At 60.3% G+C, this 21,758-nt stretch carries 31 protein-coding genes; 9 read left to right on the top strand and 22 right to left on the bottom strand.

Annotated elements, in window-relative coordinates; genetic code table 11:
- Nucleotides 1-36 precede the first annotated feature (36 nt).
- From JJN09_RS21285 to trmB, 4 genes are all read left to right on the top strand, one after another.
- On the top strand, nt 37-417 hold the full coding sequence (locus tag JJN09_RS21285; protein ID WP_249483553.1) for a DUF423 domain-containing protein: 381 nt from the start codon (nt 37-39) through the stop codon (nt 415-417).
- Between the two features lie 71 nt (nt 418-488).
- Complete coding sequence (gene thiS, locus JJN09_RS21280; RefSeq protein WP_249483551.1) at nt 489-689, top strand: sulfur carrier protein ThiS; 201 nt, start codon at nt 489-491, stop codon at nt 687-689.
- Nucleotides 690-749: 60 nt separating this feature from the next.
- Nucleotides 750-1,544 carry a thiazole synthase gene (locus tag JJN09_RS21275; RefSeq protein WP_249483549.1) on the top strand — a complete coding sequence of 265 codons (795 nt, stop codon included), beginning with the start codon at nt 750-752 and terminating at the stop codon, nt 1,542-1,544.
- 9 nt (nt 1,545-1,553) lie between these two features.
- The gene (gene trmB, locus JJN09_RS21270) at nt 1,554-2,279 is read left to right on the top strand and encodes a tRNA (guanosine(46)-N7)-methyltransferase TrmB (RefSeq protein ID WP_249483547.1); all 726 of its coding nucleotides are present in this window, start codon (nt 1,554-1,556) and stop codon (nt 2,277-2,279) included.
- A gap of 63 nt (nt 2,280-2,342) precedes the next feature.
- Here trmB and JJN09_RS21265 read toward each other — a convergent pair whose 3' ends face one another.
- The 11 genes from JJN09_RS21265 to JJN09_RS21215 form a co-directional block, all read right to left on the bottom strand.
- The gene (locus JJN09_RS21265) at nt 2,343-2,891 is read right to left on the bottom strand and encodes an RNA 2'-phosphotransferase (protein ID WP_249483545.1); all 549 of its coding nucleotides are present in this window, start codon (nt 2,889-2,891) and stop codon (nt 2,343-2,345) included.
- Between the two features lie 29 nt (nt 2,892-2,920).
- Nucleotides 2,921-3,244 carry a DUF3392 domain-containing protein gene (locus JJN09_RS21260; RefSeq protein ID WP_102619691.1) on the bottom strand — a complete coding sequence of 108 codons (324 nt, stop codon included), beginning with the start codon at nt 3,242-3,244 and terminating at the stop codon, nt 2,921-2,923.
- Nucleotides 3,245-3,264: 20 nt separating this feature from the next.
- On the bottom strand, nt 3,265-4,470 hold the full coding sequence (gene hemW, locus JJN09_RS21255) for a radical SAM family heme chaperone HemW (RefSeq protein WP_249483543.1): 1,206 nt from the start codon (nt 4,468-4,470) through the stop codon (nt 3,265-3,267).
- Nucleotides 4,467-5,063, bottom strand: coding sequence for an RdgB/HAM1 family non-canonical purine NTP pyrophosphatase (gene rdgB, locus JJN09_RS21250; protein WP_249483541.1), 597 nt, complete (start codon nt 5,061-5,063; stop codon nt 4,467-4,469). Before rdgB ends, hemW begins: the two co-directional genes overlap by 4 nt.
- Nucleotides 5,060-5,494, bottom strand: coding sequence for a DUF4426 domain-containing protein (locus JJN09_RS21245; protein WP_249483539.1), 435 nt, complete (start codon nt 5,492-5,494; stop codon nt 5,060-5,062). The genes rdgB and JJN09_RS21245 overlap by 4 nt, the downstream gene beginning before the upstream one ends.
- Before the next feature lie 26 nt (nt 5,495-5,520).
- Entirely contained in the window at nt 5,521-6,141 is a 621-nt protein-coding gene (gene metW / locus JJN09_RS21240; protein ID WP_115079510.1) for a methionine biosynthesis protein MetW, read from the bottom strand.
- A 7-nt stretch (nt 6,142-6,148) separates the two neighbouring features.
- Complete coding sequence (locus tag JJN09_RS21235) at nt 6,149-7,288, bottom strand: homoserine O-acetyltransferase (protein ID WP_249483537.1); 1,140 nt, start codon at nt 7,286-7,288, stop codon at nt 6,149-6,151.
- Nucleotides 7,289-7,530: 242 nt separating this feature from the next.
- The gene (locus tag JJN09_RS21230) at nt 7,531-7,827 is read right to left on the bottom strand and encodes a DUF167 domain-containing protein (RefSeq protein WP_249483535.1); all 297 of its coding nucleotides are present in this window, start codon (nt 7,825-7,827) and stop codon (nt 7,531-7,533) included.
- Nucleotides 7,824-8,414 (bottom strand): YggT family protein, encoded by a 591-nt coding sequence (locus tag JJN09_RS21225; protein WP_096817605.1) that lies wholly within the window; start codon nt 8,412-8,414, stop codon nt 7,824-7,826. The genes JJN09_RS21230 and JJN09_RS21225 overlap by 4 nt, the downstream gene beginning before the upstream one ends.
- Before the next feature lie 10 nt (nt 8,415-8,424).
- Nucleotides 8,425-9,243, bottom strand: a complete 819-nt coding sequence (gene proC, locus JJN09_RS21220) for a pyrroline-5-carboxylate reductase (protein ID WP_249483533.1) — start codon at nt 9,241-9,243, stop codon at nt 8,425-8,427.
- A gap of 23 nt (nt 9,244-9,266) precedes the next feature.
- Nucleotides 9,267-9,953: a YggS family pyridoxal phosphate-dependent enzyme gene (locus tag JJN09_RS21215; RefSeq protein WP_249483531.1), complete on the bottom strand. Its 687-nt coding sequence runs from the start codon at nt 9,951-9,953 to the stop codon at nt 9,267-9,269.
- A gap of 56 nt (nt 9,954-10,009) precedes the next feature.
- Between JJN09_RS21215 and JJN09_RS21210 the strand changes: the two genes are divergently transcribed.
- Nucleotides 10,010-11,044, top strand: coding sequence for a type IV pilus twitching motility protein PilT (locus JJN09_RS21210; protein ID WP_249483529.1), 1,035 nt, complete (start codon nt 10,010-10,012; stop codon nt 11,042-11,044).
- Between the two features lie 51 nt (nt 11,045-11,095).
- Here the strand turns inward: JJN09_RS21210 and JJN09_RS21205 are convergent, their stop codons facing one another.
- Complete coding sequence (locus JJN09_RS21205) at nt 11,096-11,719, bottom strand: C40 family peptidase (protein ID WP_249483526.1); 624 nt, start codon at nt 11,717-11,719, stop codon at nt 11,096-11,098.
- Nucleotides 11,720-11,967: 248 nt separating this feature from the next.
- On the opposite strand from JJN09_RS21205, the gene JJN09_RS21200 reads away from it, so the two are divergent.
- A complete protein-coding gene (locus tag JJN09_RS21200; protein WP_249483524.1) occupies nt 11,968-12,402 on the top strand; it encodes a TM2 domain-containing protein in 435 nt (144 codons plus the stop codon).
- Between the two features lie 79 nt (nt 12,403-12,481).
- On the opposite strand, the gene JJN09_RS21195 is transcribed toward JJN09_RS21200, so the two are convergent.
- The 10 genes from JJN09_RS21195 to gshB form a co-directional block, all read right to left on the bottom strand.
- Nucleotides 12,482-12,886, bottom strand: coding sequence for a hypothetical protein (locus JJN09_RS21195; RefSeq protein WP_249483521.1), 405 nt, complete (start codon nt 12,884-12,886; stop codon nt 12,482-12,484).
- 40 nt (nt 12,887-12,926) lie between these two features.
- Nucleotides 12,927-13,160, bottom strand: a complete 234-nt coding sequence (locus tag JJN09_RS29640) for a lipid II-degrading bacteriocin (RefSeq protein WP_254717460.1) — start codon at nt 13,158-13,160, stop codon at nt 12,927-12,929.
- A complete protein-coding gene (locus JJN09_RS29635; protein WP_254717457.1) occupies nt 13,157-13,912 on the bottom strand; it encodes a lipid II-degrading bacteriocin in 756 nt (251 codons plus the stop codon). Before JJN09_RS29635 ends, JJN09_RS29640 begins: the two co-directional genes overlap by 4 nt.
- A 321-nt stretch (nt 13,913-14,233) precedes the next feature.
- Nucleotides 14,234-15,505 carry a dihydroorotase gene (locus JJN09_RS21185; protein ID WP_249483519.1) on the bottom strand — a complete coding sequence of 424 codons (1,272 nt, stop codon included), beginning with the start codon at nt 15,503-15,505 and terminating at the stop codon, nt 14,234-14,236.
- Entirely contained in the window at nt 15,502-16,506 is a 1,005-nt protein-coding gene (locus JJN09_RS21180; protein ID WP_095164512.1) for an aspartate carbamoyltransferase catalytic subunit, read from the bottom strand. The genes JJN09_RS21185 and JJN09_RS21180 overlap by 4 nt, the downstream gene beginning before the upstream one ends.
- 27 nt (nt 16,507-16,533) lie before the next feature.
- Nucleotides 16,534-17,037 carry a bifunctional pyr operon transcriptional regulator/uracil phosphoribosyltransferase PyrR gene (gene pyrR, locus JJN09_RS21175; protein WP_102619700.1) on the bottom strand — a complete coding sequence of 168 codons (504 nt, stop codon included), beginning with the start codon at nt 17,035-17,037 and terminating at the stop codon, nt 16,534-16,536.
- A gap of 81 nt (nt 17,038-17,118) precedes the next feature.
- Complete coding sequence (gene ruvX / locus JJN09_RS21170) at nt 17,119-17,556, bottom strand: Holliday junction resolvase RuvX (protein WP_096817618.1); 438 nt, start codon at nt 17,554-17,556, stop codon at nt 17,119-17,121.
- Nucleotides 17,556-18,128 (bottom strand): YqgE/AlgH family protein, encoded by a 573-nt coding sequence (locus JJN09_RS21165; RefSeq protein ID WP_096817620.1) that lies wholly within the window; start codon nt 18,126-18,128, stop codon nt 17,556-17,558. Before JJN09_RS21165 ends, ruvX begins: the two co-directional genes overlap by 1 nt.
- A 59-nt stretch (nt 18,129-18,187) precedes the next feature.
- Nucleotides 18,188-19,087 (bottom strand): energy transducer TonB, encoded by a 900-nt coding sequence (locus JJN09_RS21160; protein ID WP_249483517.1) that lies wholly within the window; start codon nt 19,085-19,087, stop codon nt 18,188-18,190.
- Between the two features lie 107 nt (nt 19,088-19,194).
- A complete protein-coding gene (gshB, locus tag JJN09_RS21155) occupies nt 19,195-20,145 on the bottom strand; it encodes a glutathione synthase (RefSeq protein WP_249483515.1) in 951 nt (316 codons plus the stop codon).
- Between the two features lie 225 nt (nt 20,146-20,370).
- On the opposite strand from gshB, the gene pilG reads away from it, so the two are divergent.
- From pilG to JJN09_RS21140, 3 genes are read left to right on the top strand one after another with little or no spacing between them, the layout of a single operon-like run.
- A complete protein-coding gene (gene pilG / locus JJN09_RS21150) occupies nt 20,371-20,775 on the top strand; it encodes a twitching motility response regulator PilG (RefSeq protein WP_085709083.1) in 405 nt (134 codons plus the stop codon).
- A 60-nt stretch (nt 20,776-20,835) separates the two neighbouring features.
- A complete protein-coding gene (pilH, locus tag JJN09_RS21145) occupies nt 20,836-21,201 on the top strand; it encodes a twitching motility response regulator PilH (protein ID WP_007953328.1) in 366 nt (121 codons plus the stop codon).
- Between the two features lie 10 nt (nt 21,202-21,211).
- Nucleotides 21,212-21,751 (top strand): chemotaxis protein CheW, encoded by a 540-nt coding sequence (locus tag JJN09_RS21140; protein ID WP_085731577.1) that lies wholly within the window; start codon nt 21,212-21,214, stop codon nt 21,749-21,751.
- The last annotated feature ends 7 nt before the right edge of the window (nt 21,752-21,758 follow it).

Raw genomic sequence — 21,758 nt, 5'->3', positions numbered from 1 at the left:
ACAGACCCTGCCGATCGAGTCTGACTGGAGTTCTACATGCTGCGTAGCTTTCTGATGCTGGCTGCCTTCTTTGGTTTCACCGGTGTCGGCCTCGGCGCATTCGCCGCCCATGGCCTGAAAAACCGCCTGACCCCCGAGTACCTCGCGATCTTCCACACCGGCGTCACCTATCAACTGGTGCACGCGCTGGCGCTGTTCGGCGTGGCACTGCTGGCAACGCAGCTTCAGGGGCGTCTTGTCGCCTGGGCCGGTATCTCGTTCAGCATCGGCATCCTGCTGTTCTCCGGCAGCCTGTACCTGCTGACCACCATCGGCATCGGCAAGCTCGGCATCGTCACCCCGTTCGGTGGTCTGGCGTTCCTGATCGGCTGGCTGTGCCTCGGGCTCGCCGCCTGGCGCCTGCAGCCAACCGCTTGACGCTTGGTGCTGACCTTTAGGTCATGATCGGGCTAGAATGCCACCCCCTAAAAATGATGGCGGCATCCGGCATGCGCATTCAGTTGAACGGCGAATCCCTTGAACTGCCCGACGGTGAAACCGTTGCGGCCCTGCTGACCCGTCTGGACCTGACCGGACGCCGGGTGGCGGTCGAACTCAATCTGGATATCGTCCCGCGCAGCCAGCATGCCGGCACCACTTTGAACGACGGCGACAACGTCGAAGTGGTGCACGCCATCGGCGGCGGCTAGCCACCAGGCCTGCATGGGCCGAGAATTCTGCAAGACCCTCACCCCAACAGAGGATTTCCCATGAGCATCGTTCGTAGCGACAAGCCTTTCGTTCTGGCCGGTCGTACTTACCAGTCGCGTTTGCTGGTTGGTACTGGCAAGTACCGTGACATGGAAGAAACCCGCCTGGCCATCGAAGCCTCGGGTGCCGAGATCGTCACCTTCGCCGTGCGCCGCACCAACCTGGGCCAGATCGAAGGCGAGCCGAACCTGCTCGACGTACTGTCGCCGGATCGTTACACCTTCCTGCCGAACACCGCCGGTTGCTACGACGCAGTCGAAGCCGTGCGCACCTGCCGCCTGGCCCGTGAGCTGCTCGATGGCCACAACCTGGTGAAGCTGGAAGTGCTGGCCGACCAGAAAACCCTGTTCCCCAACGTGATCGAAACCCTCAAGGCCGCCGAAGTGCTGGTCAAGGAAGGTTTCGACGTGATGGTTTACACCAGTGATGACCCGATCATCGCCCGTCAATTGGCGGAAATCGGCTGCATCGCGGTAATGCCGCTGGCCGGTCTGATCGGTTCGGGCCTGGGGATCTGCAACCCGTACAACCTGCAGATCATCCTCGAAGAAGCCAAGATCCCGGTGCTGGTGGATGCCGGCGTCGGTACGGCTTCCGACGCCACCATCTCCATGGAACTGGGCTGTGACGCGGTGCTGATGAACTCGGCCATCGCCCACGCCGGGCAACCGATCATGATGGCTGAAGCCATGAAACACGCGATCGTCGCGGGCCGCCTGGCCTACCTCGCCGGCCGCATGCCGAAAAAACTCTATGCCAGCGCCTCTTCGCCGCTGGATGGTCTGATCAAGTAAGAGCTATTGATGACTGAATCGAACGACACGCCAATCCAGACGGAAGAAGGCGACGAGCGCCAACACCGCCGCATCAAGAGTTTCGTGATGCGCGCCGGGCGCATGACCGAAGGCCAGCAACGCGGCCTGGATCAGGGCGCGCCGAAGTTTGTCCTGCCTCTGGCCGATGCGCCGGTGGATTACGACCAGGTGTTCGGCCGCTCCGCGCCGCGCTCGCTGGAGATCGGTTTCGGCATGGGTCACTCGCTGCTGGAAATGGCAGCTGCTGCGCCGGAACAGGATTTCATCGGTGTCGAAGTTCACCGTCCGGGTGTCGGCGCGCTGCTCAATGGCGTGCTGACTCAGGGCCTGACGAACCTGCGGGTCTACGATTGCGACGCGATCGAGGTGCTCAACCGCTGCATCGCCGACAACAGTCTCGATCGCCTGATGCTGTTCTTCCCGGATCCATGGCACAAAAGCCGTCACCACAAGCGTCGCATCGTTCAGGCGTCCTTCGCTGAGCTGGTGCGCAGCAAGCTGAAGGTTGGCGGCATTCTTCACATGGCCACCGACTGGGAGCCGTACGCCGAATACATGCTGGAAGTGATGAACGTCGCCCCGGGCTATCGCAACCTCGCCGAAGACGGCAAATGCGTACCGCGCCCGGCCGAACGCCCGATCACCAAGTTCGAACGCCGTGGCGAACGTCTTGGGCATGGCGTTTGGGATCTGAAGTTCGAAAAGCAGGCGTAAGACTTACGCAATAACACTGTGGGAGCCATTGGCTCCCACAGTTGTTTTGGCAGTACTCGGAAATTACACCGTAGAAAGAAACTCCGACGGGACCCGCTCTGTCAGCCAGACACCATTCTCGGCCTGATAGAACTTGAAACCCTGTTCCTGCATCTGTCGCGCGGCGACTTTCAGAACCACGACCGTTCCGTAACGTTGCCCAACCTCCGAAGCGGTGGCGGTTTCCTGGGACAGATGCACGTGATGGCGCGATCCCGGGATCAATCCCTGCTCGTTGATCGAGTCCATGAAACGTGTCGCCGTGCCGTGATAAAGCGTTTCCGGAGGCTGCTTTTCTTCGAACTGCAGCTCCACGCTTTTTGTCGAGTGGCCCTGTACGGCGCGAATCGACTGGCCATCTGCGGAGATTGAAAAGCGCTTCTTGTCACTGCTTGCCACGACGTTTTCGATCAGCGTGCGATCCAGCGTTCTGCCGTCCCGCGCCGCTCCACCGATCAAGGCCTCGATGTCCGCCCAACCTTCGGAGTCCAGCTTCAAGCCGATCGCCTGTGGCTCATGACGCAGCACGAAGCTGAGAAATTTGCTTGTTTCGTCCAGCAGTTTCTTGCTCATGAACTTCCCTGTCTGTTTTCAATGCGCGGTCAACGGCGATCCGCGACCACGCCGATCAAAACGAGCACCACCAACAAAACCGGCGCCAGGCTGTAGTTATTGAACTGGCTCAGCCCCTTCACCACCCAAGGCGTGGCGTAGATCAGCGCCGCGCCGCTGCCGATCAGGCAGAGCAGGGCCATCAGCGGGACGCGCAGGGCGCCGGCGATGCTGCCCAGGCGTTGGTCTACCCAGGCCTTGAAGTCCGCGCCGAACAGCACCAGCAGGCAGCCCACCAGGGCCAGAGCGATTTCCGAAAGGTTGCTGCGGCTCCAGCGGGACACGGTGGCGAGCAGGTCGAGTATCAAATCCATGCGGTTTCCTTGAGAGCGGGTCAGCTCAGAAATTTCTGCAGCAAGTCATTGAGGAACAGTTGTCCGCGTTCGGTGGCCGCCAGACGTGACGGTTCGACCTGCAACAGACCGCTTTGTTCGGCCTCGCGGCGGTGTTCGTCGAGGCTTTCCAGCGGCAGGCCGGTGCGCTCGGGGTACAGGCGTGATTCAACACCGGCGGTCAGGCGCAGGGCGTTCATCAGGAACTCGAACGGCATCTCGTCATTGGTCAGGGCTTTCTCGCCGGCCTGGAAGCTTTTGGCCGGGTTGAGGTAGTCCTTCGGCAGTCGGGTCTTCCAGGTGCGCACGATGCGCCCGTCCGGATGGCTGAGCTTGCCGTGGGCGCCGGCGCCGATGCCGATGAAGTCGCCGAAACTCCAGTAATTGAGGTTATGTCGCGCCGGGCGACCCGGTTGGGCATAGGCTGAGACTTCGTACTGCGCGTAACCGTTTTCGGCCAGCAGTGCTTGCCCGGCCTCTTGAATGTCCCACAGCGTGTCGTCTTCCGGTAGCACCGGCGGCTGGTTCCAGAACACGGTGTTCGGCTCCAGTGTCAGCTGATACCAGGAAATGTGCGTCGGCTTCAGCTCTATCGCCTGGCGCAGATCGCTCAAGGCATCGTCCAGCGACTGGTCCGGCAAGCCGTGCATCAAGTCGAGGTTGAAGTTATCGAACCCGGCCTGGCGCGCCATGCCGGCAGCGCGGATGGCTTCATCGCCGTTGTGGATACGGCCGAGGGCCTTGAGCTTTTCCTGCTGGAAGCTTTGGATACCGATCGACAGGCGATTGATCCCCAGTTTGCGGTAGGCGACGAACTTCTCTTGCTCGAAAGTCCCGGGGTTGGCTTCCAGGGTGATTTCGATGTCATCGGCAAACGGGATGCGTTGTTTCACGCCTTCCAGCAAGCGACCGAGCGCTTCGGCGCTGAACAGGCTCGGCGTGCCGCCGCCAAAGAAGATCGAACTCAACTCACGGCCGTACACCGCGTGCAGATCCTGATCGAGGTCGGCGAGCAACGCGTCGACGTATTCCTGCTCCGGCAGCACCGGGCTGGCGGTGTGGGAGTTGAAGTCGCAATACGGGCATTTGCGCACACACCACGGAATGTGGATGTACAGCGCCAGGGGCGGCAGCGTCGGCAACGGCGCCCGAGGCGAGGAGGCGGCGCCGCCGATGATCAGCGACGACGCGGAGGAGCTATCGGTCATTTCAGGCCCAGACGCTGGCGCAGCAGATCCATTGCACGGGCGCGGTGGCTGATCTGGTTCTTGTCGCTCGGGCTCAGTTCGGCGCTGGAGACGTTACGCTCCGGAACCCAGAACAGCGGGTCATAACCGAAACCGTGCTCACCGCTGGCGGCGGTCAGGATACGCCCGTGCCACAGGCCTTCGCACAGGATCGGCAGCGGATCGTCGGCATGACGCACCAGCGCCAGCACGCAGACGAACTGCGCCCCGCGCTCGGCTTCAGGCACATCCTTCAAGGCGTCGAGCAGTTTGGCGTTGTTCGCCGCGTCGCCCTTGCCGTCGGCATAGCGCGCCGAGTAAATGCCCGGCGCACCGCCGAGGAAATCCACCGCCAGGCCCGAATCGTCGGCCAGCGCCGGCAGCCCGGAGATGCGCGCAGCGTTGCGGGCCTTGAGGATCGCGTTCTCGACGAACGACAGGCCGGTTTCTTCCGGTTCGACCTTGCTCCATTCGCCAATCGAGCGCAATTGCACCGAGTCGCCAAGCATGGCCTGTAGTTCTTTGAGTTTGCCGGCGTTATGGCTGGCCAGTACGAGTTGCTTGAGGTTCATCATTCGCCGGGGAAAAGCTCTTGGTTGAAATTGATGGTGTTGATCTTGTCACCGTTCTGCACCTTGATTTCAAAGGTGCGGGTTTCCTGCTGTTCCACCGGGTACTGGGCGATGTAATAGATCGCGCCCTGTTCGGTGACCTGGCGGAAATTGAGCGTCACGCTCTGGCTGGTCAGGTCTTTGACCGTGCCGGTGACATTGGCGATCAACGGCTTGCCATCCTTGATCACCGAGACATTGATCACGCCCTGATTCTTGCTGCGAATCAGCTCGGCAGCCTTGGCGATGTCCGGTTGCAGGTACGTCGAGTTGAAGGTGTTGTAGTGCACCGTCACGTCGCCGAAGGTTTCCTGGCGCTCGCCTTTGATGACGTCGGCAGCCATGGCCGACAGGCTCAGGCAGGCGGCCAATAGCGCGGTAATCAAGCGTCCCATGTTCGTTCTCCTCGCAATGTCGTGGTTCAGACCGCGATTCTGTGATCCGCAAGCCCCGGGCTGCTGACGCGGTAGATACCGATCTCACCTAACAGATTAGGCCATAGCTTACTGGCCCACCCGTGGCGGTGCTGTTGATCCACGGCAAGCCGATCAATGACCTTCGCCTCACGTTCGCGACAAAGTTCTTCAAAGTCTTCGAAGGTGCAGAAGTGAATGTTCGGCGTGTTGTACCAGGTGTACGGCAGGAACTCGGACACCGGCATCCGGCCCTTGCTCGCCAGATACCAGCGGCAGCGCCAGTGGCCGAAGTTCGGGAACGTGATGATGCACTGGCGACCGACCCGCAGCATTTCGTCGAGGATCTTGTCCGGGTAGTGCACGGCTTGCAGGGCCTGGGTCATCACGACTACGTCGAAGCTGTTGCTGGCGAAGTTGCCCAGGCCCTTGTCCAGGTCCTGTTCGATGACGTTGATGCCCTTGGCCACGCATTCGGCGATGTTGTCCGGGTCGTTTTCCAGGCCATAACCGGTGACCTGCTTGTGGTCGCGCAGCCAGGTCAGCAACTCGCCGTCACCGCAACCGAGGTCGAGCACGCGGCTGCCGGCGGGGATCCATTCCTGGATGATTTCCAGATCAGCTCTCATGGCTTTCTCACAACGAAATGCGGTTCATGTAATTGCCGAACGCCTGCAAATAACGCGGGATCGGAATCAGGAAGGCGTCGTGGCCTTGGGGGGCGTCGATTTCCAGGTAGCTGACGTCCTTGCGCGCGGCCATCAGCGCATCCACCAGTTCCCGCGAGCGGGCCGGGGAGAAGCGCCAGTCAGTGGTGAACGACATCACGCAGAACTTGGCTTTGGCACCTTCGAAGGTTTTCGCCAAGTTATCGTCGAAGTTAGCGGCCGGATCGAAGTAGTCCAGCGCCTTGGTCATCAACAGATAGGTGTTGGCATCGAAGCGCCCGGAGAACTCTTCGCCCTGATAGCGCAAGTAACTCTCGACCTGGAACTCGACACTGTGGAAGTCGTAGTTGAGCTTTTCGCTCTTCAGGCCACGGCCGAATTTCTCGCCCATGGAGTCGTCGGACAGGTAGGTGATGTGGCCGACCATCCGCGCCAGCATCAGCCCGCGCTTGGGGATCACGCCTTGTTCCTGGAACGAGCCGCCGTGGAATTCAGGGTCGGTGAGGATCGCTTGGCGCGCCACTTCGTTGAAGGCGATGTTCTGCGCCGACAGCTTGGGGGCCGAGGCGATGGCCAGGCAGTGGCGCACGCGATCCGGATACGTGATGGTCCATTGCAGCGCCTGCATGCCACCGAGGCTGCCGCCGATCACCGCGGCCCACTGGCCAATGCCGAGCAGGTCGGCGAGGCGTGCCTGGCTGTGCACCCAGTCTTCCACTGTCAGCACCGGGAAGTCGGCGCCGAATGGCTTGCCGGTTTCCGGGTTGAGGCTGCTCGGGCCGGTGGAGCCGTTGCAGCCGCCGAGGTTGTTCAGGCTGACCACGAAGAACTTGTTGGTGTCGATCGGTTTGCCGGGGCCGATGCAGCTGTCCCACCAACCGGGCTTGCGGTCGTCGACGCTGTGATAACCCGCAGCGTGGTGGTGGCCGGACAAGGCGTGGCAGATCAGCACGGCGTTGCTCGCTTGCGCGTTCAGCGTGCCGTAGGTTTCGTAGATCAGGTCATAAGCGGCCAGCGACCGGCCGCAGGCCAGGGCCAGCGGTTCGCTGAAGTGCGCCGTTTGCGGCGTCACCAGACCAACAGAATCGGGGGGAAAGGCAGCTGGCATCGACCCTGCTCTCGTTGAAATGAGGCGTAAGTCTAAAGAGCATGGGGGTTAGCAGCAAGCAGCCCTCACCCTAACCCTCTCCCGGAGGGAGAGGGGACTGACGGCGGTGACTTTTAGAGTTACGCCGACCTGATATTTTCGAGTTGAACTCGGGTTTGAAAACAACAACGATCGGCTCCCTCTCCTGGGGGAGAGGGCTGGGCGGTCGGCGTTCCGATGAGGGGGGGGCGGCGACGCAAGAATCAAGACGATTGAGAAACCAATCCCGGCAAATCCGGCAGTTTTTTGGGGGCGTGGATGCGCACACGTTTCTGCCGATTCAACTCACCACTGATCAGGCTCACCTGACTCTTGGAAACCCCAAAAGCCTTGGCCAGAAACCCCATCAGGTACGCATTGGCCTTGCCCTCGACCGGCGGGGCGATCAAGCGGATCTTCAGGCGATCGCCGTGCAGCCCGGCGAAGTCATCGCTGCGGGCTGCCGGTTGCAGGTGACACTCGAGAATCAAGTCGTCACCGTCCCAACGAAACCAGCTCACATCAACAGGCGCAGGATTTCCGGCATCATCGTCATCGCCGCGAGGTTGTTGATCACCAGCATGTCGATCAGCTTCAGCGCGAGGAAGGCGAAGATCGGCGACAGGTCCAGACCGCCCATGCTCGGCAGGAAGCGGCGGAACGGCGCCAGGGCCGGTTCGCAGATCTGGTTGACCAGCTCGGCGCCCGGGTTATGGCTGCCCGGAGCGACCCACGACAGGATCACGCTGATGATCAGGGCGAAGAAGAAAATCTTCAGGAACAGCGCGGTCACGCCGATGATCGACCAGATGAACAGTTGCAGCGGATTGCCGGTGGTGCCATAGGTCAGCAGCAGGGTCAACGCCATCAGCGCCAGTTGCACGAGGATTGCCAGTACCAGCGACGACATGTCGAGGCCGAAGACGCTCGGAATGATCCGGCGCAGTGGCTTGAGCAGTGGCTGGGTAGCCTTGACCACGAACTGGCACAGCGGATTATAGAAGTTCGCCCGTACCAGTTGCAGGACGAAGCGCAGCAGCACGATCAGCAGGTACAGGCTGCCGAGGGTTTGCAGCACGTAGACCGCTGCAGTGTTCAATCCAATCATGTAAGGCTCCTTATTTGCCCAGTTGTTCGGCCATTTCGGCCGAGCGGTGCGCGGCGGCGCCGAGTGCTTTTTCCACCAGGGCTTCGAAGCCGCCGGCCTGGAACGATTTGATTGCAGCTTCGGTGGTGCCTGCTGGCGAGGTCACGCGGCGACGCAGTTCGGCGGCGTCGACGTCGCTGGAAGCCGCCATGTGCGCGGCGCCCAGCGCGGTTTGCAAGGTCAGCTGCTCGGCGGTTTCTTTCGGCAGGCCGAGTTTGACGCCGGCAGCGGTCATCGCTTCGATCAGCAGGAAGAAGTACGCCGGGCCGGAACCGGAGACGGCGGTGACCGCGTCCAGTTGCTGCTCTTCGTTCAGCCACAAGGCGATGCCTACGGCGGACAGCAGTTCTTCAGCCTGCTGGCGCTGTTCGGCACTCACTTCGCCGGTGGCGTACAAACCGCTCACGCCCTGGCGCAGCAGCGCCGGAGTGTTGGGCATGCAGCGCACGATCGGCTGCTCGCCGAGCCACGCGGTCATGCTGGCGCAAGTGATGCCGGCGGCGATGGACACCACCAGTTGATTCGGTTTCAGGCTCGGGCGAATGGCTTCGCACACGGCTTTCATGGCCTGTGGCTTGACCGCCAGTACCACCACGTCAGCGCCGTCGATGGCCTGGGCGTTGTCAGCGAAGGTCTCGATGCCGTGTTCGGCGCTGACCCGGTTGCGGGTCTCTTCGCCCGGATCGCTGGCGCGGATGTGTGCAGCTTCCAGACCCTTGGCCCGCAGGCCGCCGATCAGGCTGGCGGCCATGTTGCCGGCACCGATAAAGGCAATACGCGTGTTGCTCATGTCAGGTCCTTATCTGGAAATCATCAAGATTGGGAGTAATCGCGAGCGCCAAACAGAGCCGTACCGATACGAACCCAGGTGGCGCCCTGGGCAATGGCCGACTCGAGGTCGTGGCTCATGCCCATGGAAAGTGTGTCGAGCGGCAAATTGAGGCTGGCCTGCAGCTTCTGAACGGCGGCGAATGCGGCGTCTTGCTCGGCGCGATCGTCGGTCGGCTCGGGAATCGCCATTAACCCGCGCAGCTTCAGGCGCGGCAGGGCGGTGATGGCCTGAGCCAGCGCCGGCAGGTCGGCTGGGGTGCAGCCGGACTTGCTGGCTTCACCGCTGACGTTGACCTGAATGCAGATATTCAGTGGCGGCAGCTCCGCCGGGCGTTGTTCGGACAGGCGTTGGGCGATTTTCAGACGATCCACGGAGTGCACCCAGGCGAAATGCTCGGCGATCGAGCGGGTCTTGTTCGACTGAATGGGGCCGATGAAGTGCCAGATCAAGGGCAGGTCGGCCAGTTCGAGCTGTTTGCCCAGCGCCTCTTGCAGATAGTTCTCGCCAAAGTCGCGCAGGCCGGCGGCGTACGCTTCGCGCAGGGCTTCGGCCGGTTTGGTCTTGCTCACGGCCAGCAACTGGACGCTGTTTTCATCGCGCCCTGCGGCAGCGGTGGCGGCATGAATGCGTGAACTAACGAGGGCAATGTTGTCTGCTATCGTGGACATCAAGAGGCGCCAGCGGTCTGAAGGTTCGCGGCATTCTACTGGAATTGAGGGACGCTATGGATATCACTGAACTGCTGGCCTTCAGCGCCAAACAGGGCGCTTCCGACCTGCACCTGTCGGCTGGACTGCCGCCGATGATCCGCGTGGATGGCGATGTGCGGCGGATCAATCTGCCCGCGCTGGATCACAAACAGGTGCATGAGCTGATCTACGACATCATGAACGACACCCAGCGAGTGGCGTTCGAGAAACATCTGGAAACCGACTTTTCCTTCGAAGTCCCGGGTGTGGCGCGCTTTCGGGTCAACGCGTTCAACCAGAACCGTGGTGCCGGCGCGGTGTTCCGCACCATCCCGTCGAAAGTGCTGAGCATGGAAGATCTCGCCATGGGCGACGTCTTTCGCAAGATCACCGACGCCCCGCGCGGGCTGGTGCTGGTGACCGGGCCGACCGGCTCCGGCAAGTCCACCACCCTGGCGGCGATGATCGATTACCTCAACACCCACCGTCATCACCACATCCTGACCATCGAAGACCCGATCGAATTCGTTCACGAATCGCGCAAATGCCTGATCAATCAGCGTGAAGTCCACCGCGATACCCGCAGTTTCGCCACAGCATTGCGTTCGGCACTGCGCGAAGACCCGGACGTGATCCTGGTGGGCGAGATGCGCGACCTGGAAACCATCCGTCTGGCGTTGACCGCCGCCGAGACCGGGCACTTGGTGTTCGGCACGCTGCACACCACGTCGGCGGCCAAGACCATCGACCGGGTGGTGGACGTGTTCCCGGGGGATGAGAAGTCGATGGTGCGCTCGATGCTGTCGGAGTCGCTACTGGCCGTGGTGTCGCAGACGCTGATCAAGAAGATCGGCGGCGGCCGGGTGGCGGCGCACGAAATCATGCTGGGCACGTCGGCGATCCGGAACCTGATCCGCGAGGACAAGGTGGCGCAGATGTATTCGGCGATCCAGACCGGCGGGTCGCTGGGGATGCAGACACTCGACATGTGCCTGAAGGATCTGGTGACCAAGGGCCTGATCAGTCGCGAACATGCGCGGGAGAAGGCGCGGACACCGGATAATTTCTAGTGACGAAAAAAAACGCAGCCCGAGGGCTGCGTTTTTTGTGATCTGCAAAGATCAGCGCTGAACCACGCGCATCTGCTTGCTGCCCGGTTCTTTCGGCAGCACGCGCTTGGCGACCACGTAATGCTGTTCCCAATACGGCTTGTTCAGCGTATCGATGCTCACCGCTTTGCCACGACGCGGCGCGTGGATGAAGCGGTCGTTGCCCAGGTAGATGGCAACGTGATTGACCCGACGGCTCTTGATGTTGAAGAAAATCAGGTCGCCAGGCTTGAGATCCTTGCGCTCGACTTTCTCGCCGTGGCCGCTGGCCATGGCATTCGAGGTACGGGGCAGGTCGAACGTGGCGTCGTTGAACGCGTATTTCACCAGACCACTGCAATCGAAGCCTTTACTTGGGCTGCTACCACCCCAACGGTAAGGTGTACCGAGGACGTTCACCGCGCGACTGAGGACGTTGCTGCTTTCCTTGTTCGCCATCGGTGGGACCAGCTTGCCGTGACTCTTGCTGGCGAGCGTGGTGTGTTTCGTTTGCTTGCCTTTGTTCGATGGAGCAGAGGCATGGGATTTAGGGGTGAAGCCGTTGACGTTGGGAAGACGTTGCTCACGATTGGTGGCGTGGGCGGCCAGTGGCATTAATAGGCAAATGGTTAGCCATGTCTTGAAAAATGGACGCATTAGGCAGGGCTCTTATGTGTTAGCGCGCAACTTTATAACAGCTTTTTTGTCCCTTCCGAGGCCGTTGGTCGATTCAAAAGGCGGGCAACGGAACCAAACAAGCGGCAAATAGACGCAATTGTCGGACAGAAGTCAGGTGCTATAAGGCTTTGACGTAACACAAGGTAGCATTTGCCGTACGTCGGCGACCTGTAAAAAAGTCACAAAGAATTCAAGAATATTTATCTATCGTGTGAATCGAGGTCTTCATGAACAGCTATCAGCTACCCCGTGTTAAGGAAAAAGACACCCATAGCAAGGTCATCGGTTACCTGCTGTGGATCTTCGGTTTCACCGGTGCCCACCGTTTTTATTACGGTAAGCCGGTGACCGGAACGATCTGGTTTTTCACTTTCGGGTTGCTGGGGATTGGCTGGCTGATCGACGTGTTCCTGATCCCGGCGATGGATCGAGAAGCGGATCTTCGCTTTGCCGACGGGCCGATCGAGTACAGCGTGGCGTGGATCCTGCTGGCGTTTCTCGGGGTACTCGGCGTCCACCGGATGTACCAGGGCAAGTGGATCAGCGGCCTGCTGTACCTGCTGACGGGCGGGTTGTTCTTTATTGGCGTGCTGTATGACTTCTGGACGCTGAACGATCAGGTATCGGTGCGTAATGCCGAAGGGCGGGGCGCCTTTCAGTAAATGATGCCGAGGGGGAGGACCTCCGGCGCAGTTCGTGCGCTGGCAGGTTCCCCCCCCCCTCGACACTTGGTCTTGCGCGTTATTTCAATCGCACCAAGGTTTGTATTTGGAAAACGGCAAACGTGATGGCAGTCACACCATAAAGGATTGCAATGACGGCGTGATGGGGTATCGACCAATGCACAATCCTGTCCACCAAAATCACCAAGGATATCGTTGCAATCAGGTAGGCGGATATTTTCAGTAGCAGACCTGCAAACGAATTGGCGCGTGCCCGGCGTAATAAGAGAATCTGCAGTAAATGCATCAGTGAAAGTGTCAGGAAAATAATCAGCGTTACACCAATGGGTAGACCGATAGAATCCTGATTTATGTCATATGTTCCTGCTTTGAGGTTCTTTATTAATGTGAGTACTCCTGCGCCAGATGTAAGTGCGAGAGCGGTTGGGTACAAATAACTCAATAGTGTGTAAATTATGCTCATTCACTTTCCGTTGTGCAGGTGTCTGTAAAGTTATTGATGCTCACGGGGTAGGGTGAAATCCGGTCCCGCTCAGCCTTATTTTATGCTCGCCGAAAATGTCGATTTCGTAATGTGTTCCAGAAAATACTCTGCCTGCTGTAGTTAATAACTCAAGGGCAGTTGATCTGTTGCTTGCGTCGAAGTCGTAAGTGTCAGTATAAGCTCTGATAACGCCATCGAAAACCCAGGATCCTGCTTTGTCGCGCGAAAAGTTCCCTTCCATCTTTAACGTTATTCTTCCCAGATAAGCCCCGGTGACATTGCTGTCATTAATGGTGGCGTAAGGGATCTTCGGTCAGATAAGTAATAAGTGCCGGCTTCTCGAGTGCTCGCGATAGAGCTTGTCAGCAGTGGCAGTTCGTTGGCTCTGACATTCAGGCCAATATTGTTGATATTGACCCTCATCCTCTCACCCTTTCCCCAGAGATAATGAGCAAAGGCTTTGATCGGGCTGAAGGTTCCTCCAGAAAGTTCGTTTGTGAGTGTTTCGTAATTCAGATTGTACGGAGCAGTCGCGGAGACTTTGATCAAGGCTTCTATGGTGCTTAGTTTTTGCTGCGCCGCAAATGAATCAGCCAAGCTAAAGTTGATGACTTTGTTCTTGAAATAACCATGACTGATAATGGCGGAGTTGCTGAGCAGATAGTTGTCGCTTTCCGTGATTCTCCAAAGGTCCCGAATTCCACCCAGAGCATCGTTGTTAATTGCCTTGTTCACCATTTGCAGTTCATAGGTGAAGGCTTTAATTCCGGATTTCATTTCAAGCCAGGCATGGAACATGTCCATCTCTGCTGAGGTTATGACTGGGCCATTGCTCAGTGGTAGTGAATAGGTTTGACCGTCATTGGTGACAATAGCCTCTCCTGCACCCTGCCAATCTGCTGTTGCGTAGGTTCCCCATCTGAAACCGGAGTCGACTGTAAATCCGCCAGAGTTTCCTGTTGTGCCTCTGGTGACAATAGGGGGGAGCGTAAGTCCATTTTTCATATGCTCATCCTTGTGGGTGTTGGTTATCCTTTTGGTAGTTTTATATTAAAGGCTGCGCGTAATTGTCGCCTACGAGAACTTTGTAGGCTGTTTCTGATTGTGTCGAAGCTGTTTTTACGAGAGTGTAAAACGTCGGATATTTCTTTATGGCGGGCGGCCGTTTTCCTACATCAGTCGGTGTAGATCTAACGACGGAGATGGCGCTAAGGAGATGGTGTTGCGAGGAATGACTTTAAGCGTGACTTTACCAGCAAGGATGTTTGGCGCTATTAAATAAAATTCAGGAGATAGCAGGCCATTACAGCCTGCTATCTCTTGTCTTCATGCCTGATGGCTGATTCGGCCATCCACCAGCGTGTAACGCACCACACCCGGCAGGCTATGACCGAGGAACGGGCAGTTCTCGCCCTTCGACAGCCAGGTTTCACCGGCCACGGTCGAAGCCTTCGGATCGAACAGCACGATATCCGCCGCGCCACCCACCGCCAGTTTGCCTGCCGGTAGGCGCAGGGCCTCGGCCGGGCCGGCGCTCAGGCGTGCGAGCAGGGTCGGCAGGTCCAGCAGACCATCCTCGACCAGCGTCATCGCCAGCGGCAGCAACAGCTCGACGCTGCTGATGCCGGGCTCGGTCGCGCCGAACGGTGCCAGTTTGGCATCGCGCTCGTGGGGCTGGTGATGGCTGGAAATCGCCGAGACCACCCCGGACTTCACCGCTTCACGCAGACCGTCGCGGTCGGCGCGGGTGCGCAGCGGCGGTTGAACGTGATACAGGCTGCTGAAATCGATCAGCGCTTCATCCGTCAGGATCAGTTGATACAGGGCGACATCCGCGGTGACTTTCAAGCCACGGGCCTGGGCCTGAGCGATCAGCGCCACGCCGCGAGCGCTGGTGAGCTGGCTGAAGTGCGCGCGCACGCCGGTCTGCTCGACCAGCAGCAGATCCCGGGCCAGAGCCACGGTTTCAGCGGTTTCCGGAATGCCCGGCAACCCTAGGAAACTGGCGACAGCGCCTTCATGAGCCAAGCCGCCTTCGGCCAGGTCGTGATCCTGCGAGTTGAAAATCACTGTCAGGTCGAAGGTTGCCGCGTAGTCCAGCGCCCGGCACAGGGTGCGGGTGTTGCGGAAGCTTTCCAGGCCGTTGCCGAAGGCCACGCAGCCGGCGTCGCGCAGGGCCACCAGCTCGGCCAGTTGCTCGCCGTCCAGGCCTTTGCTCAGGGCGCCGATCGGGAACACCTTGGTGTTGCCGGCCTCGCGGGCGCGGTCGAGGATCAGTTCGGCCACGGCGGAGGTGTCGAGCACCGGTTTGGTCTTTGGTGGACAGCACAGGCTGGTCACGCCGCCGGCCGCCGCCGCGCGGGTTTCGCTGGCGATGCTGCCTTTGCGGCTGTAACCCGGCTCGCGCAGGGCGACGTTCAGGTCGACGAGGCCAGGAGCGGCGACAAGGCCTTGGGCGTCGATGGTTTCGACGGCGGTGAAACCAGCCGGGGCCGCGCCTAGGGCGACGATCTTGCAGGCTTCAACGTGAATATCGGTGATTTGATCCAGGCCGCTGCTTGGATCGATGACGCGGGCGCCGAGAATGCTGAGCTTCACTGGGCGTTCTCCTGCTCGAATTGGCGCTGGGCTGTTTGTCCGCTCATGGCCATCGACAACACGGCCATACGGATCGCGATGCCGTAGGTGACTTGATTGAGGATCACCGAGTGTGGGCCGTCGGCCACTGCCGATTCGATCTCCACGCCACGGTTGATCGGCCCCGGGTGCATGACGATGCAATCGGGCTTGGCACCCGCCAGGCGCGCAGTGGTCAGGCCGAACAGGCGGTAGAACTCGCCCTCGCTCGGCAGCAGGCCGCCGGTCATGCGTTCACGCTGCAGGCGCAACATGATCACCACGTCGACGTCTTTCAGGCCTTCGGTCATGTCGGTGTAGACTTTCACGCCGTACTGCTCGATGCCGATCGGCAGCAGGGTTTTCGGCGCGATCACGCGGATGTCCGGGCAACCGAGGGTCTTCAGGGCGAGCATGTTCGAGCGCGCCACCCGCGAGTGCAGGATGTCGCCGACGATGGCCACCGAAAGGTTTTCGAAGCTGCCCTTGTGCCGACGGATGGTCAGCATGTCGAGCATGCCCTGGGTCGGGTGGGCATGACGGCCGTCGCCGCCGTTGATGATCGCCACCTGCGGGCAGACATGCTCGGCGATGAAGTGTGCGGCACCCGAGTCACCGTGGCGCACGACGAACATGTCGGCGGCCATGGCTTCGAGGTTGCGCAGGGTGTCGAGCAGGGTTTCGCCCTTGCTGGCCGACGAAGTCGACACGTTCAGGGTGATCACGTCCGCCGACAGCCGCTGGGCCGCCAGTTCGAAGGTAGTGCGGGTGCGGGTGGAGTTTTCGAAGAACACGTTGCACACGGTCTTGCCGCGCAGCAACGGGACCTTCTTCACGGCCCGGGCGCCGACTTCGAGGAACGAGTCGGCGGTGTCGAGGATTTCCGTCAGCAACTCGCGGCGCAGGCCGTCGAGTGAGAGGAAGTGGCGCAGCTGGCCCTGATCATTGAGCTGCAGCGGGCGCTTGGTATCTAGAGGCGTCATCGCGAAGGGGACTCTCAATAGGGCGGATTAAAGGGCGAGGTCTTGCAGTTCGAGGGCCAGCTCCGGGCCGGACAGCTTCACCCGTTCGTGGGGGCTCAGCGACAGCGTCGCACCGACCACGTTCGGGCGGATCGGCAGTTCGCCGGCGTCCAGGTCCAGCAGGCAGACCAGTGTCACGCTGGCCGGGCGGCCGTAGTCGAACAGTTCGTTCATGGCGGCGCGGATGGTCCGGCCGCTCATCAGTACGTCGTCGATCAGCACCAGATGCTGGCCTTCGATTTCGAAGGGCAGGGCGGACGGGCGCACTTGCGGGTGCAGGCCGTTCTGGCTGAAGTCGTCGCGGTAGAAAGAAACATCCAGCGTGCCCAAGGGTGCATCGCTGCCCAGCTCTTCGAGCAGGGCCTGGGCGACCCAGACACCGCCGGTGCGAATGCCGATGTAACGCGGTTCGCTGATATCACGCTGGGCGAGGTGCGCCTTGAGGCGGGTCGCCATCTGGCTGATCAGATCGGCGGGATTGGGCAGGCTCATGGTTGCTCCTTCTTGGGGGCAAGCCGGTTCTCGCGAACCGAGGCTCGGGTTGTAACCAAAAGAAAAGCGCCGTAGCGCTTGTCAGGATTCAAAGAGTGCGGTGTTTTCGTCGAGCCAGCCTTGCAGCAGCAGGGCGGCGGCGATGGCGTCCACCGGGTTGTCGCGGTAACTGCCTTTCTGCCCGCCGCGTACCAGTCGTTCGCCCTTGGCTTCGAAGGTCGTCAGGCGCTCGTCGTGGGTATAGAAGGGCAGGTTGTAGCGGCCGTTGAGGCGACGGGCGAATTTCTCGGCGCGCAGGCACATCTCGCTGGGCGTGCCGTCCATGTTCAGCGGCAGACCGACCACCACAGCGTCGGGTTTCCATTCCTTTATCAGGGCTTCGACCTGATTCCAGTCCGGCACACCGTTTTGCGCCTTCAAGGTGCACAGTTCGCGGGCCTGGCCAGTAATCACCTGACCGACCGCCACGCCGATCTGTTTGGTGCCGTAGTCGAAGCCGAGGATCAGGCGCAGGGCCATCAGGCGTGCCCTGCCTGGCTGGTCAGCAGGTTGAGGTTGATCCCCAAGTGCTTGGCCGCCGCTTCCAGGCGCAATTCGCTGCTGGTGTTGAACAGGATGTCGGCGTCATACGGGCAAGTCAGCCACGCGTTGTCGGCCATTTCAGCCTCCAGTTGCCCTGCTTCCCAACCGGCGTAGCCGAGGGCGATCAGGCTTTTCGCCGGACCCACACCGTCAGCGATGGCGAACAGCACGTCTTGCGAAGTGGACAGTGCCAGCTCGCCTTCCAGCTCGACGGTAGCCTGGAAGGTCTTGCCCGCCGGGTGCAGCACGAAACCGCGATCGGTCTGCACCGGGCCGCCGATGAAGATCGGCACATGCTGGCATAGCGCTGGCGGATCAATGTCCGGGCGCAATTGCTCGAGGATGTCGGCCAGATTCAGCTCTTGCGGTCGATTGACCACCAGCCCCATGGCCCCATTGGCCGTGTGCTCGACGATGTAGGTCAAGGTGTGGGCAAAGTTCGGGTCGGCCATGTGTGGCATGGCGATCAGGAAGTGATGCTTGAGGTAGCTGGGGCTGACGTTTTTCATGTGCGGTAGTGTGGCGTTCGGGGGGCGAACTGACAAGCTGGAGCAGTCAAAAGATCGGCTCAGTTACTGGACAGCCGGTCGCCCCGGGCGAATTTCCAGGTGCGGATGATTTCCAGTCGGTCGATGTCCGACAGGTCGCCGGTAAACGGTGCGAAAGGCGCGGCCAGCCGTACGATGCGCTGCGCCGCCTGATCCAGCAGCGGCTGGCCGGAGGATTCCAGCACCAGCACTTCATACAGCGAGCCGTCTCGGTTGATCGACACCATCAGGCGCAGATTGCCGTAGATCTGCTGACGACGGGCTTCGTCGGGGTAATTGAGGTTGCCGATGCGCTCGACCTTCTTGCGCCATTCGTCCTTGTACCAGGCGCCCTTGTCGCGCATGGTCGAGGCCGCGCTCAGGCGGTGAATGCGCGGGCGTTTGGCGTACAGCTGTTGTTCGTTGGCCAGTTCGGCTTCGAGACTGGCGATGTCGCTGGAGAGCTGCGAGCTGTCGAACGTCGGGGCGTCGACCGTCGGTTTGGTCTCGGTCTTGGTTTCTTCTTTCTTGGTCGGCGCCTTTTTCGGTTTTGGCGCGATGGTGGTCACGGCAGCCTTGGGCGCGGCTTCCTGCACTTCCGGCTTGGCGGCCGGCGGCGGGGTGACTTTCTTGACCTGATTGTCCTGGAACGGCGCGACCTCGGTGGTCTTGGGGATCGCCTTCTTGTCGAGGGTGCCGCTGCCTTCCTGGTTTTCCTGAGCGATGAAATCAGCCTTTTTCGGCTTGGTTTCGCTCTTGAAGGTGGCGAGGGTGATTTCCAGGGTTTTGCTGATCTGTTTGGGCTCGACCATGGTGAAACCCACGCCGAGCAGCAGCGCCAGATGGATCAGCGCCGCGAGAAACAGGGTAAATCCGAGGCGATCGACCGGGCGCACGCCTTTATGGGCGAGTTCAGCGGGCAGATCGGACGGAAGTGTCATGACAAGAAAACCAACATCGCGTTTTTCACAGGCCGCGCATGATAACGCAATGTTGGTTTCTCGCCTTGGGCTTCAAGCATCAAGCGACAGGCTGCATGTGACACACATCAAGCTTGCAGCTTTTTCTCGATGGCATCTATCAGCAGGCCGCCGATGTCGGTGCCGAAGGCATTGTCGATCTCGCGGATGCAGGTCGGGCTGGTGACGTTGATTTCGGTCAGGTGCTCACCGATCACGTCCAGGCCGACGAACAGCAGGCCCTTCTCGCGCAAGGTCGGGCCGACCTGAGCGGCGATCCAGCGATCCTTGTCGGTCAACGGACGGGCTTCGCCACGACCGCCGGCGGCGAGGTTGCCACGGGTTTCGCCCTGGGCCGGAATCCGCGCCAGGCAGTAATCCACCGGCTCGCCGTCGATCATCAGGATGCGCTTGTCGCCGTCCTTGATCGCCGGGAGGTACGCCTGGCCCATGATCTGCTGGGTGCCGAGGGCGGTCAGGGTTTCGAGGATCACCGACAGGTTCGGGTCGCCGACGCGGTGACGGAAGATCGAAGTACCGCCCATGCCGTCCAGCGGCTTGAGGATCACGTCGCCATGCTTGGCGGCGAATTCGCGCAGCACGTCGGCGCGGCGGCTGACCACGGTCGGCGGCGTGCACTGCGGGAACAGGGTGGCGAACAGTTTTTCATTGCAGTCGCGCAGGCTCTGCGGCTTGTTGACCACCAGTACGCCGGCGGCTTCGGCCTGTTCGAGCAGGTAGGTGGAGTAGACGAACTCCATGTCGAACGGCGGATCCTTGCGCATCAGGATCACGTTCAGGTCGCTCAGCGGCAGATCCTGTTCGGTGCCCAGTTCGAACCACTTTTCCGGGTTGGCGAAGACTTTCAGCGGCTTCATCCGCGCCCGTGCCTGACCTTCGCCCTGATAAAGGTCTTGCTGTTCCATGTAGAACAGTTCCCAGCCGCGCTTCTGCGCCGCCAGCAGCATGGCCAGCGAGCTATCCTTTTTATAGGAAATGCTGGCAATTGGGTCCATGACTATCCCGACGCGAACGCTCATTGGGTTTTCCTCGAAAATTGGCTACCGGATCGGTATGAAAAAAGTGCCGCCAGAGTGGCTCCGGGCGGGTTTTCGGTCAAGGAAAAACCCGTCGATAGATTGCTTCTGGAGACTGTGCTAAAAAGGCTGCCATATCGTGCTGGCCCTTAAGCATCAAGGGTTTCCGGCCATTACGCATCGCAAAACGGACAAATTGATTCGCAAAGGCGACGGTAGAGCCCCCTTATGGAACAGCAGTCCAGCGCCTTGAAGGTCATGGTGATCGACGACTCGAAAACGATTCGTCGCACCGCCGAGACCCTGTTGAAAAATGCAGGGTGCGAAGTCATCACGGCGATCGACGGTTTCGACGCCCTGGCGAAGATCGCCGACAACCACCCCGGGATCATTTTTGTCGACATCATGATGCCGCGTCTGGATGGTTATCAGACCTGCGCTTTAATCAAGAACAACAGTGCCTTCAAGGCAACGCCGGTGATCATGCTGTCGTCCCGCGACGGGCTGTTCGACAAGGCCAAGGGGCGGATTGTCGGTTCCGATCAATTTTTGACCAAGCCTTTCAGCAAGGAAGAACTGCTCGACGCAATTGCGGCCCATGTTCCGGGCTTTGCCGCTGATTTGCCGCAGTAAGACACGCACAGTGACGCTCGGCCAGCGGGCCCGGTGTCGACAAGAAAAATGGGGAAGACCATGGCACGTATTCTGATCGTCGATGATTCGCCGACCGAAATGTACAAACTGACCGGCATGCTGGAAAAGCACGGTCACGAAGTGTTGAAAGCCGAAAACGGCGCCGACGGCGTGGCCCTGGCCCGTCAGGAAAAACCCGACGCCGTGCTGATGGACATCGTCATGCCCGGCCTCAACGGTTTCCAAGCGACCCGCCAACTGACCAAGGACGCTGAAACCAGCCACATCCCGGTCATCATCATCACCACCAAGGATCAGGAAACCGACAAGGTCTGGGGCACTCGCCAGGGCGCCAAGGATTACCTGACCAAACCGGTCGACGAAGACACGCTGATCAAGACCCTGAACAACGTGCTGGCCGGTTGATCGCGCCGCCATGAGCGAGTCGCTGACCGCGTTCGAACTGTTGTGGCAGATCGACCAGCGCTGTCGCCTGCTGGCGGCGGACCTGCCGTCGCAACCGGCGCGCCAGGATCGCTGGAGCGGTATCGGTTTTCGCTTGGGCGAGCACTGGTACGTCGCGCCGATGGGCGAAGTCAGCGAAGTGCTGCCGGAACCGCGTTTCACCCAATTGCCGGGGGTAAAGCCCTGGGTCAAGGGCGTGGCCAATCTGCGCGGGCGGTTGTTGCCGATCATGGACCTGTGCGGATTCTTCGGTCATGAGCTGTCACCCATGCGCAAGCAGCGGCGGGTATTGGTAGTGGAGCATCAGGACGTTTTTGCCGGTGTGCTGGTCGATGAGGTTTTCGGCTTGCAGCACTTCGAGCAGGACAGCTTCGAACCCGTCTCGATCCGTAAGCGGCAAGGCTCCAAGGGCGAGTTCGTCAAAGGCTATTTCCGGCGTGAGCAGAATTGGCGAGTGTTCAGCCTGTTTGCGCTGGCGCAGTCACCGAGTTTCATGCACGTCGCGGTTTAACAGGCGA

Source organism: Pseudomonas sp. HS6 (genome assembly GCF_023375815.1).
GTDB lineage: Bacteria > Pseudomonadota > Gammaproteobacteria > Pseudomonadales > Pseudomonadaceae > Aquipseudomonas.
This window is presented reverse-complemented; position numbering and strand designations above follow the sequence as displayed.

Excerpts from the sequence above, each read along its gene's own strand:
- JJN09_RS21225 (WP_096817605.1), bottom strand. The coding sequence starts at position 8,414 with ATGATTGGATTGAACACTGCAGCGGTCTACGTGCTGCAAACCCTCGGC.
- thiS (WP_249483551.1), top strand. The coding sequence starts at position 489 with ATGCGCATTCAGTTGAACGGCGAATCCCTTGAACTGCCCGACGGTGAA.
- JJN09_RS21165 (WP_096817620.1), bottom strand. The coding sequence starts at position 18,128 with ATGAAAAACGTCAGCCCCAGCTACCTCAAGCATCACTTCCTGATCGCC.
- JJN09_RS21140 (WP_085731577.1), top strand. The coding sequence starts at position 21,212 with ATGAGCGAGTCGCTGACCGCGTTCGAACTGTTGTGGCAGATCGACCAG.
- pilH (WP_007953328.1), top strand. The coding sequence starts at position 20,836 with ATGGCACGTATTCTGATCGTCGATGATTCGCCGACCGAAATGTACAAA.
- hemW (WP_249483543.1), bottom strand. The coding sequence starts at position 4,470 with ATGACCGATAGCTCCTCCGCGTCGTCGCTGATCATCGGCGGCGCCGCC.
- JJN09_RS21195 (WP_249483521.1), bottom strand. The coding sequence starts at position 12,886 with ATGAGCATAATTTACACACTATTGAGTTATTTGTACCCAACCGCTCTC.
- JJN09_RS21260 (WP_102619691.1), bottom strand. The coding sequence starts at position 3,244 with ATGGATTTGATACTCGACCTGCTCGCCACCGTGTCCCGCTGGAGCCGC.
- ruvX (WP_096817618.1), bottom strand. The coding sequence starts at position 17,556 with ATGGCCCTGCGCCTGATCCTCGGCTTCGACTACGGCACCAAACAGATC.
- gshB (WP_249483515.1), bottom strand. The coding sequence starts at position 20,145 with ATGAGCGTTCGCGTCGGGATAGTCATGGACCCAATTGCCAGCATTTCC.
- JJN09_RS21235 (WP_249483537.1), bottom strand. The coding sequence starts at position 7,288 with ATGCCAGCTGCCTTTCCCCCCGATTCTGTTGGTCTGGTGACGCCGCAA.
- JJN09_RS21160 (WP_249483517.1), bottom strand. The coding sequence starts at position 19,087 with ATGACACTTCCGTCCGATCTGCCCGCTGAACTCGCCCATAAAGGCGTG.
- JJN09_RS21245 (WP_249483539.1), bottom strand. The coding sequence starts at position 5,494 with ATGGGACGCTTGATTACCGCGCTATTGGCCGCCTGCCTGAGCCTGTCG.
- metW (WP_115079510.1), bottom strand. The coding sequence starts at position 6,141 with ATGAGAGCTGATCTGGAAATCATCCAGGAATGGATCCCCGCCGGCAGC.
- pilG (WP_085709083.1), top strand. The coding sequence starts at position 20,371 with ATGGAACAGCAGTCCAGCGCCTTGAAGGTCATGGTGATCGACGACTCG.
- JJN09_RS29635 (WP_254717457.1), bottom strand. The coding sequence starts at position 13,912 with ATGAAAAATGGACTTACGCTCCCCCCTATTGTCACCAGAGGCACAACA.
- JJN09_RS21210 (WP_249483529.1), top strand. The coding sequence starts at position 10,010 with ATGGATATCACTGAACTGCTGGCCTTCAGCGCCAAACAGGGCGCTTCC.
- rdgB (WP_249483541.1), bottom strand. The coding sequence starts at position 5,063 with ATGATGAACCTCAAGCAACTCGTACTGGCCAGCCATAACGCCGGCAAA.
- JJN09_RS21275 (WP_249483549.1), top strand. The coding sequence starts at position 750 with ATGAGCATCGTTCGTAGCGACAAGCCTTTCGTTCTGGCCGGTCGTACT.
- JJN09_RS21285 (WP_249483553.1), top strand. The coding sequence starts at position 37 with ATGCTGCGTAGCTTTCTGATGCTGGCTGCCTTCTTTGGTTTCACCGGT.
- JJN09_RS21180 (WP_095164512.1), bottom strand. The coding sequence starts at position 16,506 with ATGACGCCTCTAGATACCAAGCGCCCGCTGCAGCTCAATGATCAGGGC.
- proC (WP_249483533.1), bottom strand. The coding sequence starts at position 9,243 with ATGAGCAACACGCGTATTGCCTTTATCGGTGCCGGCAACATGGCCGCC.
- trmB (WP_249483547.1), top strand. The coding sequence starts at position 1,554 with ATGACTGAATCGAACGACACGCCAATCCAGACGGAAGAAGGCGACGAG.
- pyrR (WP_102619700.1), bottom strand. The coding sequence starts at position 17,037 with ATGAGCCTGCCCAATCCCGCCGATCTGATCAGCCAGATGGCGACCCGC.
- JJN09_RS21205 (WP_249483526.1), bottom strand. The coding sequence starts at position 11,719 with ATGCGTCCATTTTTCAAGACATGGCTAACCATTTGCCTATTAATGCCA.
- JJN09_RS21215 (WP_249483531.1), bottom strand. The coding sequence starts at position 9,953 with ATGTCCACGATAGCAGACAACATTGCCCTCGTTAGTTCACGCATTCAT.
- JJN09_RS21200 (WP_249483524.1), top strand. The coding sequence starts at position 11,968 with ATGAACAGCTATCAGCTACCCCGTGTTAAGGAAAAAGACACCCATAGC.
- JJN09_RS21265 (WP_249483545.1), bottom strand. The coding sequence starts at position 2,891 with ATGAGCAAGAAACTGCTGGACGAAACAAGCAAATTTCTCAGCTTCGTG.